At 46.2% G+C, this 17,301-nt stretch carries 15 protein-coding genes; 7 read left to right on the forward strand and 8 right to left on the reverse strand.

Features of this window, described 5'->3' with window-relative positions; all coding sequences use genetic code 11:
* Positions 1–33: 33 nt before the first annotated feature.
* The 3 genes from QUA07_RS26430 to QUA07_RS26440 all read right to left on the reverse strand — a co-directional run bounded on the left by QUA07_RS26430 (position 34) and on the right by QUA07_RS26440 (position 2,685).
* Positions 34–822, reverse strand: coding sequence for a TIGR03943 family putative permease subunit (locus QUA07_RS26430; RefSeq protein WP_333331235.1), 789 nt, complete (start codon positions 820–822; stop codon positions 34–36).
* Between the two features lie 136 nt (positions 823–958).
* Positions 959–2,038, reverse strand: a complete 1,080-nt coding sequence (locus tag QUA07_RS26435; protein ID WP_333331238.1) for a permease — start codon at positions 2,036–2,038, stop codon at positions 959–961.
* A 503-nt stretch (positions 2,039–2,541) separates the two neighbouring features.
* Complete coding sequence (locus QUA07_RS26440) at positions 2,542–2,685, reverse strand: hypothetical protein (RefSeq protein WP_333081195.1); 144 nt, start codon at positions 2,683–2,685, stop codon at positions 2,542–2,544.
* A gap of 340 nt (positions 2,686–3,025) precedes the next feature.
* Here QUA07_RS26440 and QUA07_RS26445 point away from each other — a divergent pair, with 340 nt between their 5' ends.
* Complete coding sequence (locus QUA07_RS26445) at positions 3,026–4,465, forward strand: ATP-binding protein (protein WP_333331241.1); 1,440 nt, start codon at positions 3,026–3,028, stop codon at positions 4,463–4,465.
* 237 nt (positions 4,466–4,702) lie between these two features.
* Here QUA07_RS26445 and dnaN read toward each other — a convergent pair whose 3' ends face one another.
* The 3 genes from dnaN to dnaA all read right to left on the reverse strand — a co-directional run bounded on the left by dnaN (position 4,703) and on the right by dnaA (position 7,832).
* Positions 4,703–5,842 carry a DNA polymerase III subunit beta gene (dnaN, locus tag QUA07_RS26450; RefSeq protein ID WP_333081191.1) on the reverse strand — a complete coding sequence of 380 codons (1,140 nt, stop codon included), beginning with the start codon at positions 5,840–5,842 and terminating at the stop codon, positions 4,703–4,705.
* 306 nt (positions 5,843–6,148) lie between these two features.
* Entirely contained in the window at positions 6,149–6,436 is a 288-nt protein-coding gene (locus QUA07_RS26455; protein ID WP_333331244.1) for a hypothetical protein, read from the reverse strand.
* Positions 6,437–6,461: 25 nt separating this feature from the next.
* Positions 6,462–7,832 (reverse strand): chromosomal replication initiator protein DnaA, encoded by a 1,371-nt coding sequence (gene dnaA / locus QUA07_RS26460; protein WP_333331247.1) that lies wholly within the window; start codon positions 7,830–7,832, stop codon positions 6,462–6,464.
* A gap of 205 nt (positions 7,833–8,037) precedes the next feature.
* On the opposite strand from dnaA, the gene QUA07_RS26465 reads away from it, so the two are divergent.
* The 5 genes from QUA07_RS26465 (at position 8,038) to QUA07_RS26485 (ending at position 12,785) form a co-directional block, all read left to right on the forward strand.
* Positions 8,038–9,279, forward strand: a complete 1,242-nt coding sequence (locus QUA07_RS26465; protein ID WP_333331250.1) for an HhoA/HhoB/HtrA family serine endopeptidase — start codon at positions 8,038–8,040, stop codon at positions 9,277–9,279.
* A 110-nt stretch (positions 9,280–9,389) separates the two neighbouring features.
* On the forward strand, positions 9,390–9,923 hold the full coding sequence (gene def / locus QUA07_RS26470) for a peptide deformylase (RefSeq protein ID WP_333331253.1): 534 nt from the start codon (positions 9,390–9,392) through the stop codon (positions 9,921–9,923).
* A gap of 54 nt (positions 9,924–9,977) precedes the next feature.
* On the forward strand, positions 9,978–10,550 hold the full coding sequence (locus QUA07_RS26475; RefSeq protein ID WP_333081185.1) for a TerD family protein: 573 nt from the start codon (positions 9,978–9,980) through the stop codon (positions 10,548–10,550).
* Positions 10,551–10,649: 99 nt separating this feature from the next.
* On the forward strand, positions 10,650–12,104 hold the full coding sequence (locus QUA07_RS26480) for a TerD family protein (RefSeq protein ID WP_333331256.1): 1,455 nt from the start codon (positions 10,650–10,652) through the stop codon (positions 12,102–12,104).
* A gap of 81 nt (positions 12,105–12,185) precedes the next feature.
* The gene (locus tag QUA07_RS26485) at positions 12,186–12,785 is read left to right on the forward strand and encodes a TerD family protein (RefSeq protein WP_333331259.1); all 600 of its coding nucleotides are present in this window, start codon (positions 12,186–12,188) and stop codon (positions 12,783–12,785) included.
* Positions 12,786–13,013: 228 nt separating this feature from the next.
* Here the strand turns inward: QUA07_RS26485 and lysS are convergent, their stop codons facing one another.
* Positions 13,014–14,570, reverse strand: a complete 1,557-nt coding sequence (lysS, locus tag QUA07_RS26490) for a lysine--tRNA ligase (RefSeq protein WP_333331262.1) — start codon at positions 14,568–14,570, stop codon at positions 13,014–13,016.
* Between the two features lie 410 nt (positions 14,571–14,980).
* On the reverse strand, positions 14,981–15,118 hold the full coding sequence (locus QUA07_RS26495) for a hypothetical protein (protein ID WP_190734883.1): 138 nt from the start codon (positions 15,116–15,118) through the stop codon (positions 14,981–14,983).
* 36 nt (positions 15,119–15,154) lie between these two features.
* Between QUA07_RS26495 and tkt the strand changes: the two genes are divergently transcribed.
* Positions 15,155–17,170, forward strand: a complete 2,016-nt coding sequence (tkt, locus tag QUA07_RS26500; protein WP_333331265.1) for a transketolase — start codon at positions 15,155–15,157, stop codon at positions 17,168–17,170.
* Positions 17,171–17,301 lie beyond the last annotated feature (131 nt).

A 17,301-nucleotide genomic window follows, 5' to 3' on the forward strand; every position in this document is an offset into this window, starting at 1 on the left:
AAGGTAAAATTTCATCTGATTCTTACTCAACATCTAATAATCATAAGGGTTTTTGGGTGCGGGAATTGGTGTGAGGGAGGATGCTTGAATGATTAATTTGCGCTTGCCTTGGAGTTCTTCTACGATCGTTTCTCCTTCTATTTCTAGCCAAGTGTCTGGGGAAAAGGTGGTGCGGCTTTGACCGATCAGTAATTTTACCGGCAACCCGATCGGATAGGCGTCTGCCGCGCAGCAGGTAATGATAAAACGCCCAATCCACATATATTGTTCTGTTAGGTTAGGGGGGTGAATTACAAATCCTTGAACTTTGACTTTTTGACCTCTGTATGTATCCGGTTCGGGGTTGAAATTTAACAGCCGCACCCATTCGACGAGCGATCGCTGTTCGGGTTTTGTAGTATTGCGAAATTCTTGGGGTTGCAGTCTGGTGATGGGCAGGGATTCGGTGAGGCCTCGTTCTAATGCTGTCTGGCTGGTAAAGGTGCGTGGCGTTGTTAGTAAACCTATTAATGCGACGCCCAACATTAAGGTGCTGCCGATACTGGGGGGAAACAAAGTAACGTGTTCAACTTCTGTGATTCTGAGAGAGTTATTTGCTGTTGATGTCCGCGATTGCTTTGTGGTGCGATCGAGCTTTAAGAGTTCCCAACTTTTTAAACCGCCAATAACCAATAAGCCGATTCCTCCTGCTAGAGTCAAGCCAAAGTAATTGGGGTGAATGAGAATGCTTAATTTGCCGGTGATCCAATATTTAAGCAGCAGTATTCCCCAGGCTAATATAGCTAGGGCGTCCAGCCAAGGGCTAATTTTTTTAAGATTCATTTTTTAATAGTGATTGGGAAACAAGAGGGAAGAGGGAAAAGAAAAAACACCTATCCGTATATCCGTGACTTCCGTGTCGTGGAGCAAGGTCATTGAAAATCTAAAATCGTATTAGTGGTCTGTTTGAGCTAATTTATTAACCTAAATGCAAGTTGACAGCGAGGGTCATTAAAAAGGTTAACTGAGCTGCCAACACAATTAAGTAAAGGACGGATCTACCTTTAAAAATTGACAGCATTAAACCGATGCCTTTGAGGTCAATCATCGGGCCAAAAACGAGAAATGCTAACAGCGAACCGCTGGTAAATGTGGAAGCAAAAGCCAGGGCAAAAAAGGCATCTACTGTAGAACAAATCGACACGACTGCGCCTAAGATCAGCATGGCTATAATCGAGGAAACGGGGCCTTGGCCGAGGTTGAGAATTAGTTCGCGGGGGGCGCCCACTTGAATGATTGCTGCGATCGCACTTCCGATCACCAACACTCCTCCCAATTCCCGCAACTCCTGTACCATAGTATCTAAAAGCAGGCGCAGACGCTCTTTAGAAACAGGGTGGAACATCGAGGAACGTTTCGAGGTTTTTTCTGTTTTGCCTGTTGGTAATGGCTGCCAGTCGTCTTGTAGCAAAGATTCGATCGGCACCGCACCCCCCGGCTGACCGAGCATAAATGTTCCCGACTGCAACAGCAGCGGAGTGTTGGCTTCGACGAGTTCTTTTTTGGAAAACTCTGGTTTTGGGAGGGGAATAGCGCGGGCTACAGACGGGTGCAGCAGAGGCCGCAAGTCTTTTTGGGCGCTGAACACCCAGCCGATAATTGTGGCTATAGACAGAGAAAATACCACCCGCAAAACTACAATTTCTGGCTGATCGCGAAATGCCGTCCAAGTCGCCCAAATTACCACGGGGTTGATGGTGGGGGCTGCGAGCAAAAAGCCGATCGCGGCGGGTGCGGGCACTCCCTGCATCAGTAACCTGCGGGCTACGGGCACGTTACCGCACTCGCACACGGGAAACAAAAAGCCAATCGAACTGCCCATCAAAGCCGCCAGCAGCGGGTTTTGTGGGATGCGCGATACGAGTTTGCGTTCGTCTACAAACCCCAGCAGCAAACCTGAAAATAAAACTCCGAGCAGCAGAAAAGGTATTGCTTCTACTAACAAGCTGAGAAACAGGGTGAAAGCATTATTTAACTGATTTGTCAGGGCGGGTTGCATCGATCACCTACTGGTAGATTGCTATTTAGCTATACGTCTTTGGTGGAACTCCTTGTAGATCATACCAAAGCCTAGCACTAAGTTAAGATCGAGTTAATTGTTTTTGGTCTTTTTTTTGCTAGGATTTGTAGACCTTCTCATTTAATCAATGCTAAGACATGGAATGATTTCGACTGGTTAAAACTGTTGGAATTTGGCTGGATTTTTATTCATATCCGCCTCGTACAGCCAATCAATAATTGACTATGCCAACCGTCGCGGATTTGATGGATATTTCGGTTAAGAATAATTGATTTTAGAACATATGCCAAGGCAGATTTTACAGATTGCGGGCGAGGCTAACTGTTTTATATAACGATCGCTACAAAATTGGTTTGTAGCGATGACTTTAGTTTTCACTACAAACCTATAGGGGACGCACTGGCAGGTGTGTCGCTGGCTGAGCGTTACGGGGGGTTGCAAGTACCGGATCGGGGAGATGGGATGAAATCGCCTCAAATGCCCTAGCAGGGGCGATGGCCCGACGCCATCGGCATTAGGGAGCTAAAACTCAGGGACGCGATCGCTCCAATTTGGGCTTTTAACTTGTCTGCTGACGTGTGCATGGCGTGGGCGATCGGGCAATTCCCATTTTCTTCTATTATCAATCAATTATATTTCTCAGCCTAATAATTTATTAACAAAAGGTTAAGACGATTAATTAAGATTAATGAATAGTTAAATAGTCGAAACAAGCGTTAATACCGCTCAAGTCAGTATAAAATAAAGTCAGGTATAATTACCAGGGCGCATTTATCTCGGTGATCCTCAATCTTGCCTAATACTTTAAGTGGTAAAATTTTCCTTGCTACAGTCAGTTTTTTGTGTAATTTAAAATGCAGTTTGCCAGGGGGATGCCGGTCAAAACACTCAGCAACTCACCTGCTGAGCTTTGGTAGCTGAATGTCTGCTGGCAAATAGAACCCAAAAAAGCGTGCTGATAAATTTATGTTGAATACCTCCTGCGTAGAAAGACCCGTCCAACCCATCTCCGAGGCTGACCTAGGAGAACTTTGTTTAGACTCTACTCTCCAACAATTGTCGCTTTACGATTTTCAGGTAGAAGCTACGGATTGGGGAATGCGAATTTCTCAGATGTTAGAAGCTAATCCGCTGTTACCGGGAGTCATTGTCACCCATCAAGGTGAATTTGCCGGTATGATTTCCCGGCGGAGATTTTTAGAATTTATCAGCCGTCCTTTTGGGCGAGAATTATTTTTAAAGCGACCTGTGAGGGCTTTGTACCGCTTTGCCGAAACTGAGAGTTTAATTTTTTCCAGCAATACTTTAATCGTGGATGCAGCCAGGAAGTCGCTGTTGCGATCGAAAGAACTGCTTTATGAACCGATTGTGGTTCAAGTGTCGCCTCAAACCTATAGTTTGCTAGATGTGCATGAACTGTTAGTAGCCCAATCCAACATTCATGAACTCGCAACAAAATTGCTGAGGCAGCAAACTCAATCTCAACTAATTCAAACCGAAAAACTAGCCAGTTTGGGGCAGATGGTAGCTGGAGTCGCCCACGAAATTAGAAATCCCGTCACCTGCATCAGCGGAAATCTAGGATTTTTGTCCAACTACTCGAAAGATATCATGGAGTTGCTGTCTGCTTACGAACAGATTGTGGGTGACAGCGAAAAAATTGACCAACTCAAAAAAAACATAGAATTTGATTTTTTGCAAGAAGATTGGGTGGAAATTCTTAAAAGTATGAAAGTTTCATCGCAGAGGCTGACCGAACTCGTCACCAGCCTGCACACCTTTTCTCACATGGACGAAACCCACTTGAAGCAAGCTAACATCCACGAATGTATTGACAGTACGCTGCTAATTATGAAAAACCGTCTGAAGTACGGGTTTAATGTAGTTAAAAACTATGGTGATTTGCCTTTAGTCAAGTGTTACTCTGGTCAGTTGAGCCAGGTATTTATGAATATCATCAGCAATGCGATCGACGCTTTGGAAGAGGTAAAAGCAGAAAAAGATTTTATGCCTGTGATTACTATTGAAACCGAGGTAATAGACAGTTCTGACGGAGACTGCGTGAATTCGGAATTAATTCAAAATTATGTTATGGGCGATCGACAAAATGCCAAACAGCTATCATCCGCCAGCCAAAACGGCGGCTTTAGCCCCGAAGCAGCCGAAAAAAATCAAAATAACGCTTGGATAGCCATCAGAATTGCCGATAACGGGCCGGGAATTCCGCCAGAAATTCAACGGCGGATTTTTGAGACATTTTTCACCACTAAACCTGCGGGGAAAGGTACCGGTTTGGGGTTGGCAATTACCCATCAAATTGTTACGGAAAAGCATAAAGGCAAGTTAAATTTGCATTCTACGCCCGGTACAGGTACTGAATTTGAAATTTTGTTGCCATGGATTTGAAGCAATAACTCATCTCAAATCTATTAGCATCGGAATTATTTCTATCTCTCTACTCCTTCTCTTTATCTGCGTGAATCAGCGTCAATCCCTTGTCATCTGCGGTTCAGAAGTTCTCTTTTTTTTTACCGCACATGAGGGCAGATTAACACCGATTAACGCAGATGAATTAGATCAATTCCGGTTGCAGCATCGGTGATTGTTGACTGTTGACTGTTGACTGTTGACTACTGACTCTTTTTATGCTCTTAGCTGAACTGGCATCACCAAGAATGTGGCATTGACTCCGCCTAATGGCTGAAAAATTACGGGGGCTAAAGCACCGTTTAATTGCAGTTGAATTTCGGGGGATTGAGCAGTTTTCAAAATGTCAATTAAGTATTTCACGTTGAAAGCAATATCTATGCTATCTCCCGAAATCTGTGCGGGCATTGACTCTTTGCCACAGCCGACATCTTTAGCATCTACAGACAAAGTAATTTCCTGATTCTCCTCGTCGATGCTGCATTTGAGAATATTGTTTTTTTGGTCTGCAAAAACGGCTATTCTTTCTACTGCTGCTAAGAACGATCGCCTTTCTAAGGTAATTTGCCGCTCAAAAGACGGCGGAATCAACTGCCGATATGCGGGATATTGCCCTTCCAAGGTGCGGGTGGTCAGCCGCTGATCTGCCCATTCAAACACTACTTGACCGTGTTCAAAATGCAGGGTGACAGGTTCAGTCCACTGCCGCATCACCAGCATTCTTTCTACTTCGCGCAATGCTTTAGCGGGGACTGTCACCTCAAATTCTTCTTGGGTTTCTTCGCCTTCAGGTTTTTCATTGGCAGTTTGAACTACTGCCAATCTGTGACCGTCTGTAGCTGCAAATTCCAGGCAATCTTGCAATACCTTTAAATGCACGCCTGCAAGTACCTGTTTTGCCTCGTCGGGGCTAGTAGCAAATAAAGTTCCTTTGAGTCCTTCTATCAAGGCTTCCGGTGGCAATTTGAGGATTGTTCCGCCTTCTATTGCAGGCAATTCTGGGAATTCTTCCGGGCCCATGCCTCTAACTTGGTAGCTGCCAGAACTGCAAGTGAGATATGCTACGGTGTCCCCCGCTTCGTCTTCTAAAGTAATCTCTCCATCTGGGAGTCTCGAAACAATATCGTTGAGTAATTTAGCGGGTATGGTAAAACTGCCGCCGCCTGTTACTTCTGCTGCGAAGCTGGTGCGAATGCCCAAACTGAGATCGAAAGCTGTCAAGCTAACCCGCTGATTTTCCTCATCCGCTACTAAGAGCACGTTGGCGAGTACCGGATGTGTCGGGCGGGAGGGAACGGCCCGACTTACCAACGAGAGGTTGGCGTTGAGGTCACTTTGGGTGCAAACCAATTTCATGGTAGGAAGGTTAATTAACCGGATTTGAAACAGAAACAAATCGTATCACAGAAAGCCGGCGGGTCGGTTTTTCTGTGTGTAGGGGTTAAGTATGGGGCGCTTATTGCCGGTTTCTACGCAAAATTTTGCCTGTAAAAACGAGAAATCTTCGTAGAAACCGGGTTTCTGAGGTCAGCCCGCGTCGCGAACTATGTGTGTAGGGTGTGTAGGGATCACCAGTTTTTTTTAATTTATTGAATTATTTTTGTATCGATCGCCCTGTGGAAACTGTGGAAAAAAAAGCTAACTGCTGGCTGGGCATAACCTCTAGGTAATAAATCCCTGTGGAAAACTTGTGGAAAAGCTGTTGCGGTCGATCGCCCGCTTATTTTTGTGCAAAAACTGTTTTGGGCGATCGAGTAAAGTTTTCCACAAACGGAGGGGAACTTTTCCACAGGTTTTTCCACAGGCAAGATTGTCTATTATGGGGCATTGGGAATTGGGAATGGGAATTGTTGACTGTTGACTGTTGACTGTTGACGGCGTTGACTGATGACAACTGACAACTGACAACTGACAACTGACAACTGTCAACCGACAACTGACAACTGACAACTGACAACTGACAACTGACTTCTTCTCAAGTTTTGCGGCTGACAGCGTTAATTCGATCGCTCAACTGACGCAAAGTTTGGGCCAAATTCGGGTCAGTGTTCCGCAACTGAGCAATTTTGTCGCAACTGTAAAGCACAGTCGTGTGATCTTTGCCACCGAACACTTCTCCAACTTTCGGCAAACTCAAACCAGTATGCTGCCGAATTAAATACATCCCTATTTGACGTGCGAGACTAATTTCTCGCCTGCGGGAAATACCTTTCAAATCTTCAACAGAAACATCAAACTCCTCAGCCACAACTGCAATTACTGCATCTGGCGTTGCCTCTACACTTTCAGTTTGCGGATTCAAAACCGGGGCGATATTTTCCACAGTCATCGGCAAACCGGTAATTGAAAGATATGCTACCGCCCGAATCAAAGCACCTTCTAATTCCCGAACGTTGGAAGTGTAACTAGAAGCAATGTATTCAATCACATCTCGCGGCAGCCGCATATTTTCATACTCAGCTTTTTTCTGCAAAATTGCCATCCGAGTTTCCAAGTCTGGCAATTGAATGTCGGCAATTAATCCCATCGAAAATCGGGAACACAAACGCTCTTGCAGGCGGGGGATTTGCTGCGGCGGGCGATCGGAAGCTAAAACTACTTGATTCCCGGCTTCGTGCAAAGTATTAAAAGTGTGAAAAAATTCTTCTTGAGTGTATTCTTTCCCTTCAATAAATTGGATGTCATCTATTAATAAAACATCGGCTGCCCGATAATGGTCGCGGAAAGTTTGCATACTGTCTTTGCGAATGGCGGCGATTAAATCGTTAGTAAATTTCTCAGTAGAAACGTAAAAAATCTTGGCGTTGGGGTCAATTTCCAAGCGATAATGACCGATCGCCTGCATCAAATGAGTTTTGCCCAAACCAACGCCACCGCACAAAAATAGGGGATTGAATTCTCGGCCCGGAGACTCGGCTACCGCGAGGGAGGCCGCGTGAGCCATGCGGTTGTTAGAACCGACGACAAAGCGGGAAAATAGGTATTTGGGGTTTAAATTGGCGGGTTTGGGGGGGTGAAGCGAGTGGCTTTCCGGGACATCCGCGATGGGGGAGGGCCAAATTATGGCCGAGTCGCTGCTGCCGCCTGTTTCGTTTCCCCCGGCAATTGTCAAGTAAATGTCTACGGGATAGCCCAGAATTTCTGCGACTGCATCGGCAAGGATTTCTCTGTAATATTTTTGCAACCAATTGCGAGCAAAGGGGTTGGGGGCGCTGACGATCAAACAGTTATTTTCGAGTTGTTCGGCCCTAGCAGTTTTGATCCACGTCTCAAAGCTAGGTCTGCTCAGTTGTACCTGGAGACGTTCAAGTATCTGATTCCACAGACTTTCGAGGGGAATGTCCACTGCTCACCTCTGCCGATCGGCATTCAAGATATTAATTCTACTCTAGAGAGTTTAGTCGTCAGATGCTAAAGTTTAAGGGAGTCTGCGGTAGCTTGCGGGGCGGGACGCCATCGCCGAAAATTTTGCGGCTCTGCAGCCCAAACCAGGTATCGGGGAGCTGTTCAGCAAATATTTAGATTTGGCAGGAAAGCCTTAAAACATGGCCATGAAGAGTTCTACTGGCAAATTTTGGAAGCAACCGGCAATTTACATATTGCTGCTGGTAACGGGAGCCGGGGCCGCCATGTTGGGCGATCGTCTGACGGTTTCTCAATTTGGTGCAAATTCTGGCGATTCGCGACAAAGGGCGCTGGAACCCAAATTGCAACTGCCTCGTAATACAAAGGATCAAGCTAGCAAAGTCTTGCCGCCGGCTTCGTTGGCGGGCGACGCGGCTAATGTGAATTTTATTGTGGCTGCGGTGGCAAAAGTTGGCCCGGCAGTGGTTCGGATCGATGCTTCGCGGCGGGTGAAACCGGGAAATAGAGGGCTGTCGCCGGAAGATTTTTTTGGCATAGAACCGAATTCGGGCGGCCGGGGCGGGATCGAACGGGGCACTGGTTCGGGTTTTGTCATCGGTGCCGACGGCGTGATTCTCACTAACGCTCACGTTGTAGAGGGAGCCGATACGGTAAATGTAACTCTTAAGGACGGCCGCAGCTATCAGGGGCGGGTGTTGGGGGCGGATAAGGTGACGGATGTGGCTGTGGTGAAGATTGAAGCCAATAATGTGCCTGTGGTGGCGATCGGCAATTCGGATAAGCTGTTGCCTGGGGAATGGGCGATCGCGATCGGCAATCCTTTGGGTTTGGACAATTCCGTAACTGCGGGGATTATTAGCGCTACGGGGCGATCGAGTTCTGATGTGGGCGTACCCGACAAGCGGATCGGTTTTATTCAAACAGACGCTGCGATTAATCCAGGGAATTCTGGTGGCCCGCTGCTGAATGCTTCGGGCCAAGTTATTGGCATGAATACGGCGATTATTCAAGGTGCTCAAGGATTGGGCTTTGCGATTCCCATTCAGGCGGCCCAACAGGTGGCGAAGGAACTGATTACGACGGGGAAAGTCGAACACGCTTATTTGGGAATTGAAATGGCGACGCTGAATCCAGAGGTTAAGGAGCAAATTAACAGCAATGCTACCAGCAGCCTGCGAGTTGCAGTCGATCGGGGTGTGGCTATTGTTAGCGTTGTTCCTAATTCTCCCGCAGCAGCAGCAGGCTTGCGGGCTGGAGATGTGATTCAAAAAATTAACAATCAGCCGATTATTCAGTCGGAAGCTGTTCAGGAGTTCGTGCAAAATGCTAAGGTGGGCGGGCTGTTGCAAATGGAAATCAACCGTAACGGGCAAATAGTTAATTTGACTGTTAAACCGGGGAGTTTGCCGGTTCAAAAAGTTGGATAATCAGTTGGCAGTTGGCAGTTGGCAGTTGGCAGTTGACAGTTGGCAGTTGACAGTTGACGGTTGACAGTTGTTACCAATTAGCAATTAGCAATTACCAAGGACTAATTAATATGGCAGAAATATTACAAATCTCACAATTAGGAAATCCCGTACTGCGCCGCCCGTCGCAAGTTGTCGAGAATATTAAGGACGATCGCATTCAAGAGTTGATTGACAGCTTAATCTGTACAGTACAGCAGGCAAACGGAGTGGGGATTGCTGCCCCTCAAGCGGCTCAGTCCGATCGTCTGTTCATCGTCGCATCGCGCCCCAACCTGCGGTATCCCCAAGCACCCCACATGGAACCCACAGCGATGATTAATCCCCGGATTGTGGCTGCATCAACAGAGACAGTCAAAGACTGGGAAGGCTGTTTGAGCATTCCGGGTATTCGGGGATTGGTGCCGAGAAGTAGGGTGATCGAGATAGAATACACCAGTAGAGACGGCAAACTCCACCGACAAGAATTGACAGACTTTGTGGCCCGAATTTTTCAACACGAACACGACCATTTAGATGGAATCGTGTTTTTAGACAGAGTGGAAAGTACCCACGAACTAATCACAGAGGACGAGTACCAAAAGCAAATTGTCAACTTACTATAACACTTGATATAATTGCTAGTAGTAACGCCAGTGATGTTGTGAATAGGAGGGCGAATGTCTATCAATTTGGAAAAAGGCGGGAGAATCAATCTCTCTAAAGAAGCACCGGGGCTAAAAAATGCCGGGATTGGTTTGGGATGGGATACCAATATTACAGACACAGGCGCAGCATTTGACTTAGATGCTTCCGTGTTTATGTTGGGGGCTACTGGCAAAATTCCCGGCGAAAAATACTTTGTTTTCTACAACAACAAGGAGTCGCCGGACACTTCTGTAATACATCTGGGAGATAGCCGAACCGGAGAAGGATTTGGCGATGATGAAACCGTTACAGTCGATTTAACCAAAGTCGATCCGGCAGTGCAAGAAATTGTGTTTGTGGTGACTATCCACGAAGCAGAATCGAGAAGGCAAAACTTTGGTCAAGTGCGGAATGCTTTTATTAGGATTTACGACACTACTACTAACACAGAGGTAACTAAGTACGATTTGGACGAGGATTTTTCTAGGGAGACAGCGGTAGAGTTTGGCAGGCTTTACAAGAAAGACGGTGAGTGGAGGTTCCAAGCTGTAGGACAAGGCTACAATTCCGGCTTGCAAAGCTTTGTAGATAAGTATGCCGCATAAAAGGTCGATCGCTCCTAGCTAAATAAATCGAGGGGAAATTCGGAAGCAGGAATGTTTCCCTCGATTTTCAGCAATCAGACTCATGAGGTGACAAACCAGATGGGAATTCAATTAAAGAAGGGCGAAAGATTTAATCTTTCTAAAACATCTCCCAGTTTAACAAAAGTTGCGATCGCCCTGGGATGGGAAATAGCAACTCAACAAGATTTATCCAACCCAAACCAGCAAAGCTGCGATATCGATGCCTCTGTTTTTGCGTTAGGTGCGGACGGCAAGATTCCCGATGAAAGATACTTTGTATTTTACAATAACTCGCAGTCGCCGGACGGAGCGATCGCCCATTCGGGAGATAATCAAACTGGTCAAACTCAAGGGGATGACGAGACAATTTATGTAGACTTAGAAAAAGTAACGGCTGCTGTTGAGGAAATGGTTTTTGTGGTCACGATTCACGACGCACAAGCTAAACATCAAAATTTTAGCCAAATCAGAAATGCTTTTATCCGATTGTACGATCGCCAAACCGACAGCGAACTAGCGCGGTATGATTTAACAGAAGGTTTTTCTGATGAAACAGCAGTCGAGTTTGGACGGTTGTATAAAAAAGATGCAGCTTGGAGATTTCAGGCCGTAGGGCAAGGATATAAAGCAGGGTTGCAGAGTTTTGTTGACAAGTATAATTCTGAGATTCAACTGCCAGAAAAACCAGCACAACGTACAGTAGAACTGCCTAATTTACCTATTCCTGAACATAGCCACAAAAGTCAGAAAGCTATAGCATTAGACAAAAAGCTTGAGGAGAAAGCGCCGCACATTTTCAATCTCGCTAAGAAAGCCGATATCTCGCTCAAGAAGGCAAATCTAACAAATCACAATGCTCAAGTAGCGCTTTGCCTCGATATTTCTGGTTCCATGTCTTCGCTGTACAGTTCAGGAAAAATTCAGCGTTTGGCAGAGAAGATTTTGGCTTTGGGATGTCGGTTTGATGACAACGCAGCGATAGAGATATTTCTGTTTGGAGTCAACCCCCACAATCCCGGTGAAATGTCGATCGACAATTTCTCAAACTTCATCCACCATATACTGCAACAGTATCCTTTAGAAGGAGGTACTTACTACGGTAAAGTGATGAAGGAAATTAGAAACTTCTATTTTCCTGACGCTCGCGGTAGCAGGCGCTACGCACCTATTAAAGGCGATCGACCTGTCTACGTCATGTTTGTAACTGATGGAGAAACAGCGGACGAATCGGAAAGCAAGCAGCAGCTACAATGGTCGTCCTATGAGCCGATATTTTGGCAGTTTATGGCAATTGGCAAGTCGCAGAAAGATGTCAAAAGTAAGGGAGTTCGCGGGTGGTTAGCAAGATCCGTAGCGAGCGATTTTAGCTTTTTAGAACAGCTTGACCAAATGGGCTCGCGCTACCTAGACAACGCCGATTTCTTCAGTTTAGAAGACCCGGAGCATATTGCAGATGAGGAATTATACGATTTGTTGACTGCAGAATATCCGCATTGGGTAAAATCAGCACGAATCAAAAATCTCTTACCCTAGAAACAGCGTTTTCATGCCCACAAAATGCTAGCTTAGGGCAATCATTCAACTTCACTCGAAACATTACAAAATCACAAAACTATGGCTATCAACTTAACCAAAGGACAATCAATAGTTCTCAGCAAAAGCGAATACGACTTGTCCAAACTGACAATGGGTTTGGGCTGGGATGTTGCACAAGCTAAAAAAGGTCTTTTCGGGCGAAGCAGTGGTGCAAATTTTGACTTAGATTCCTACGCTATGCTGCTGGGAGAAAATGGCAAAATAAAGAACTACAAAGAAGATGTAATTTATTACTCTCATTTGGAGTCAAAGGACAAAACAGTTGTTCACTCAGGCGACAATCTCACGGGGGAGGGAGAGGGAGACGACGAACAAATAGTGGTGAAACTGAGTTCTTTGCCAGCAGAATATCACAAAATTATTTTGGGCGTAAATATTTACGATGGAAAAGAGAGAAAACAGCATTTCGGCCTGGTACAAAATGCTTTCGTGAGAGCTGTAGATGCCGCCGGCAAAGAAATCGCTCGCTATCGATTGTCAAATGACCCATCTTATGAAGGAAAATTAAATATGTTGATGGGAGAAGTTTATCGAGAAGGCGGCGAGTGGAAGTTTAAGGCTTTGGGAAATCCTTTGGCTGAGGATATGAACGGTGTTGTCGGTTCGTTTATGCGGTGATCTTAAATTCTTGAAACTGATGCTTGTAGGGGCGAGTTCACCCAAAATACCTGTCAATAATTGACAATCTATATAAACCCGCCCCCTCCCAACCCGCCATCAAAATGCACATTTTCCGCATTAAATAAACATCAAGGTTGATGTAGGTTATCTGTGCTGGTGGGGCGGGTTTATAGAGACTGTTTGTTTGAGTTAGATATTGTTGGTAAAACCCGCCCCTACAAAAATTTACGAATCTTTGACCGGCCGCATTGTCGGGAACATCACTGCATCGCGAATGCTTTGAGTATTAGTTAAAAGCATCACCAATCTGTCTACCCCGATACCCATTCCCGCACAATTAGGCATTCCCAAAGATAAAGCTTGAATAAAGTCTTCATCCATTGGATGCGCTTCGTCATCGCCCGCATTTTTCTGCGCCAACTGTTCCTCAAACCGCTTTCTTTGCTCCTTGGGATCGTTCAATTCTGAGAAGCCGTTCGAGTATTCTGTACCGTTGATAAATAGCTCGAAACGTTCTACAAATCCCGGCTTGCTGCGATGTCCTTTTGCTAAGGGACTGACTTCGACAGGATAGTCGATGATGAATGTAGGTTGAATTAGTTTAGGAACAACTAATTTGTCAAAAACCGCGTACAGCACGTAGCCTAAACTCTGTTGTTCTAACTTAGACAAGTGCAATTCTAGTTTGCTTACAGCGGCGATCGCACTTTCCAAGTCCAAACTGTCAAAATCCAGCCCAAACTCGTCTCTGACAGCTTCTACCATCGTTTTCACTTGCCAGTGTTTGCCGCTGAAACCGGGATATTTTTCGCTGTAGTCGAACTTGCGTTCTAAACTAATAGTTTCTCCCTGATTTTCAATTTCCTTGACATCCCCAAATACCGCCGCTGCTGCGAAACATATCACGTCTTCGACAACTCCTAAAATGTCGAAAACATCAGCATAAGCTTGGTAAACTTCTAAAGAGGTAAACTCTGGATTGTGGGTGCTGTCAATGCCCTCATTTCTAAATGCTTTCCCTAGTTCAAATACTCGCTCGAAACCGCCGCAAATTGCTCTTTTTAAGAATAATTCTGGAGCCACTCGCAAATACAAATCCACCTCTAAAGCATTGTGGTGAGTGATGAATGGCTTAGCAGCAGCACCGCCGTAAATAGCTTGCAGTGTGGGCGTTTCTATTTCGTAAAAATTGGCTTGCCAGAGATAGGAACGGATGCTTTGAACGATGCGGCTGCGAAGCATAAAACGGTTGAGCGCATCTTGGTTGCTTGCCAAATCCATTTCGCGGTGACGGCGGCAAACTTCGGGGTCGTTAATTCCGTAATAAGAATCGGGAAATTGAATGGTAGCTTTTGATAAAAGCTTTAATTCCCTCACTAAAATAGAAAGTTCTCCCCTGGGGGTGCGGCAGCCGATACCTTCGACGCCGACAAAATCGCCGACATCGAGCAATTTTTTAATTTGTTCAAAGCTCAAACCGACTTCGCCGGTGACGATTGCTTTCTCGATTTTGAGTTGAATTTTGTCTGTGGCGTCTTTTAAATCGATGAAACCAATTTTGCCGCTGTCTCGCTTGGAAGTAATGCGGCCGGCTAATCGCAGGGAAATTTCTTCGGGGTCACTTTGTCCGTTTTCGAGTTCTTTTCCCGGCTGACTAAATATTTCGCGAACAAGCTTGGCTGTGTGCGATCGCGCGTAGGATTCACTGGGATACGGTTCTATGCCTTGCGATCGCAGTTCGTCTACTTTTTGACTGCGGACTTCGGCTTCACTGAGAGTCATTAGTTATTGCCTGATTAAAATTACAAATATCTGACATCTTGCACTATTCTGGCGATCGTGCGATCGAGCTTTGCTCAAAGCAACGCCCCACAAGAAAATTCACTCTTTGTGGAACAGGCATCTTGCCTGTTCCTGACAAAGCTGCAAGATGTCAGAAACACCAAACTCTATCATAACTGGGCGACTTTGAGAGGCAATTTGCCAAATAATACCATATATAAAAAAGCTTGATGCTACAAAAATGTTGGGTTTGTTTACGCTCGCCCTTGAAAAGAACAGGTGCGTCGCTATGAGATTGTCGCTCTTTCTTGAGGATTGTCAATGGCGACGCACCCTACAGCTAAAATCTGTCAACTGTCAACTGTCAACTGTCAACTGTCAACTGTCAACTGCACAAAGCGACCGAAACATTAAAAAATTAAGTTGTCTGTCGATCGCAACAGGTGAGATGATATGTAGTGCAGCCTCACGGCAGTTCCATAGAAACTGAACAGCAGAAACGCGAGCGATCGAACTCGGCTCATCGCACCTCTGTCAGAATCGACCACACACACTCTCTCTTAGTACATATAAAAACCAGAATTATGGCTGTTGCAACGCAATCACTCGAAGAACTCTGCATCAACTCTATCCGCTTTTTGGCCATCGATGCGGTAGAAAAAGCAAAATCAGGACACCCGGGACTGCCGATGGGCGCTGCCCCTATGGCCTTCGTGCTGTGGGATCGGTTCATGCGGTTCAACCCCAAAAACCCCAAGTGGTTTAATCGCGATCGCTTCGTCCTCTCCGCTGGCCACGGCTGTATGCTACAGTACGCCCTCATGTACTTGGCCGGCTACGATAGCGTCACCCTCGACGACATCAAGCAATTTCGTCAGTGGGAATCCAAAACCCCCGGACACCCCGAAAACTTTGTCACCGAAGGCGTAGAAGTTACCACCGGCCCCCTCGGACAAGGAATTGCTAATGCCGTCGGTTTGGCAATGGCAGAAGCTCACCTCGCTGCTAAGTTTAACAAGCCCGACCACACTATTGTTGACCACTACACCTATGTCATCATGGGTGACGGCTGCCACATGGAAGGCGTTTCTGGCGAAGCTTGTTCTTTGGCCGGACACCTCGGACTCGGCAAATTAATTGCCTTGTACGATGACAATCACATTTCTATTGAAGGCGACACCAGCTTGGCCTTTACTGAAGATGTCGGCAAGCGTTTTGAAGCTTACAATTGGCACGTTATTACAGTAGACAATACCGCTCTAGACGAAGATACTAACCTAGAAGCAGTTCACAAAGCTATTGAAGAAGCCAAAAAAGTCACGGACAAACCGTCCATGATTAAAGTCCGTACCATCATTGGTTACGGTTCTCCAAACAAGCGCAATTCTTACAGTGCTCACGGCGCTGCTTTGGGTAGCGATGAAGTGCAAGCAACTCGCGATTTCTTGAAGTGGGAACACGCACCGTTTGAGATTCCTGATGATGCTTTGTCACACTTCCGCAAAGCAGTCGAACGTGGCGCTCAATCTGAGCAAGAATGGCAGAAAGCTTTTGATGCTTATAAAGCAGCATATCCTGCAGAAGCAGCAGAATATGAGCGCACAGTGGCCGGCAAACTTCCCGAAGGTTGGGATAAAGTTTTGCCGACATACAAGGCAGAAGATAAGGCCGATTCGACTCGGAATCATTCTGGAAAATGTTTGAATGCTTTGGCAAGTGTGTTACCTGAACTAATCGGCGGTTCCGCTGACTTGGCATCTTCTAACATGACTTTGCTCAAGGGTGAAAAAGACTTCCAAAAAGGTCAGTACGAAGGACGTAACCTGCGCTTTGGTGTGCGGGAACACGGCATGGGTGCGATCGCCAACGGTATGCTGTTGCACGGTGGTTTAATTCCTTACTGCGCCACTTTCTTGGTATTTGCTGACTATATGCGGGGAGCAATTCGCCTCTCTGCACTCTCGGAAGCTGGAGTTATTTACGTAATGACTCACGACTCCGTAGCCTTGGGCGAAGACGGCCCCACTCACCAACCCGTGGAAACCATCGCTTCTCTGCGAGTAATTCCCGATTTGTTGGTAATGCGCCCTGCGGATGGTAATGAAACATCCGGCGCTTACAAAGTGGCAGTTGAAAGCCGCACCCGCCCAACTTTAATGGCTTTGTCGCGCCAAAACTTGCCTAACTTGGCTGGAAGCTCGATCGAAGGAACAGCCAAAGGCGCTTACATTTTGTCCGACGACGGTGGCACTCCCGACATCATTTTAATCGGCACCGGTGGCGAAACCTACCTCTGCGTTGATGCCGCTGAAAAATTGCGCGCTGCAGGTAATAAAGTGCGCGTAGTTTCGATGCCTTGCTGGGAATTGTTCGACTTACAAGATGCCGCTTACCGTGAATCTGTACTGCCGAAAGCTGTTACTAAGCGGTTGGCAGTTGAAGCAGGTTCTAGCTTCGGCTGGGGACGTTATTTGGGTTCTGAAGGCGATAGCCTCAGCATCGACAGATTCGGCGCTTCTGCACCGGGCCCCGTTGCTTTAGAAAAGTTTGGTTACACCGTTGATAATGTGGTAGCTAAGGCTCAGGCGCTGTTGGGTTAATAGCAGCAGCATAATTTTTGGTGGGGCGGGCTTCGGGCTCGCCCCATTTTTTATAGCCGAAGGAAGAAGGAAGAAGGAAGAAGGAAGAAGGAAGAAGGAAGAAGGAAGAAGGAAGAAGGAAGAAGGAAGAA

Source organism: Microcoleus sp. T3_A4 (assembly GCF_036700465.1).
Taxonomy (GTDB): domain Bacteria; phylum Cyanobacteriota; class Cyanobacteriia; order Cyanobacteriales; family Microcoleaceae; genus Microcoleus.

Excerpts from the sequence above, each read along its gene's own strand:
- QUA07_RS26430 (WP_333331235.1), bottom strand. The coding sequence starts at position 822 with ATGAATCTTAAAAAAATTAGCCCTTGGCTGGACGCCCTAGCTATATTA.
- QUA07_RS26435 (WP_333331238.1), bottom strand. The coding sequence starts at position 2,038 with ATGCAACCCGCCCTGACAAATCAGTTAAATAATGCTTTCACCCTGTTT.
- QUA07_RS26445 (WP_333331241.1), top strand. The coding sequence starts at position 3,026 with ATGTTGAATACCTCCTGCGTAGAAAGACCCGTCCAACCCATCTCCGAG.
- dnaN (WP_333081191.1), bottom strand. The coding sequence starts at position 5,842 with ATGAAATTGGTTTGCACCCAAAGTGACCTCAACGCCAACCTCTCGTTG.
- QUA07_RS26465 (WP_333331250.1), top strand. The coding sequence starts at position 8,038 with ATGAAGAGTTCTACTGGCAAATTTTGGAAGCAACCGGCAATTTACATA.
- def (WP_333331253.1), top strand. The coding sequence starts at position 9,390 with ATGGCAGAAATATTACAAATCTCACAATTAGGAAATCCCGTACTGCGC.
- QUA07_RS26475 (WP_333081185.1), top strand. The coding sequence starts at position 9,978 with ATGTCTATCAATTTGGAAAAAGGCGGGAGAATCAATCTCTCTAAAGAA.
- QUA07_RS26480 (WP_333331256.1), top strand. The coding sequence starts at position 10,650 with ATGGGAATTCAATTAAAGAAGGGCGAAAGATTTAATCTTTCTAAAACA.
- QUA07_RS26485 (WP_333331259.1), top strand. The coding sequence starts at position 12,186 with ATGGCTATCAACTTAACCAAAGGACAATCAATAGTTCTCAGCAAAAGC.
- lysS (WP_333331262.1), bottom strand. The coding sequence starts at position 14,570 with ATGACTCTCAGTGAAGCCGAAGTCCGCAGTCAAAAAGTAGACGAACTG.
- tkt (WP_333331265.1), top strand. The coding sequence starts at position 15,155 with ATGGCTGTTGCAACGCAATCACTCGAAGAACTCTGCATCAACTCTATC.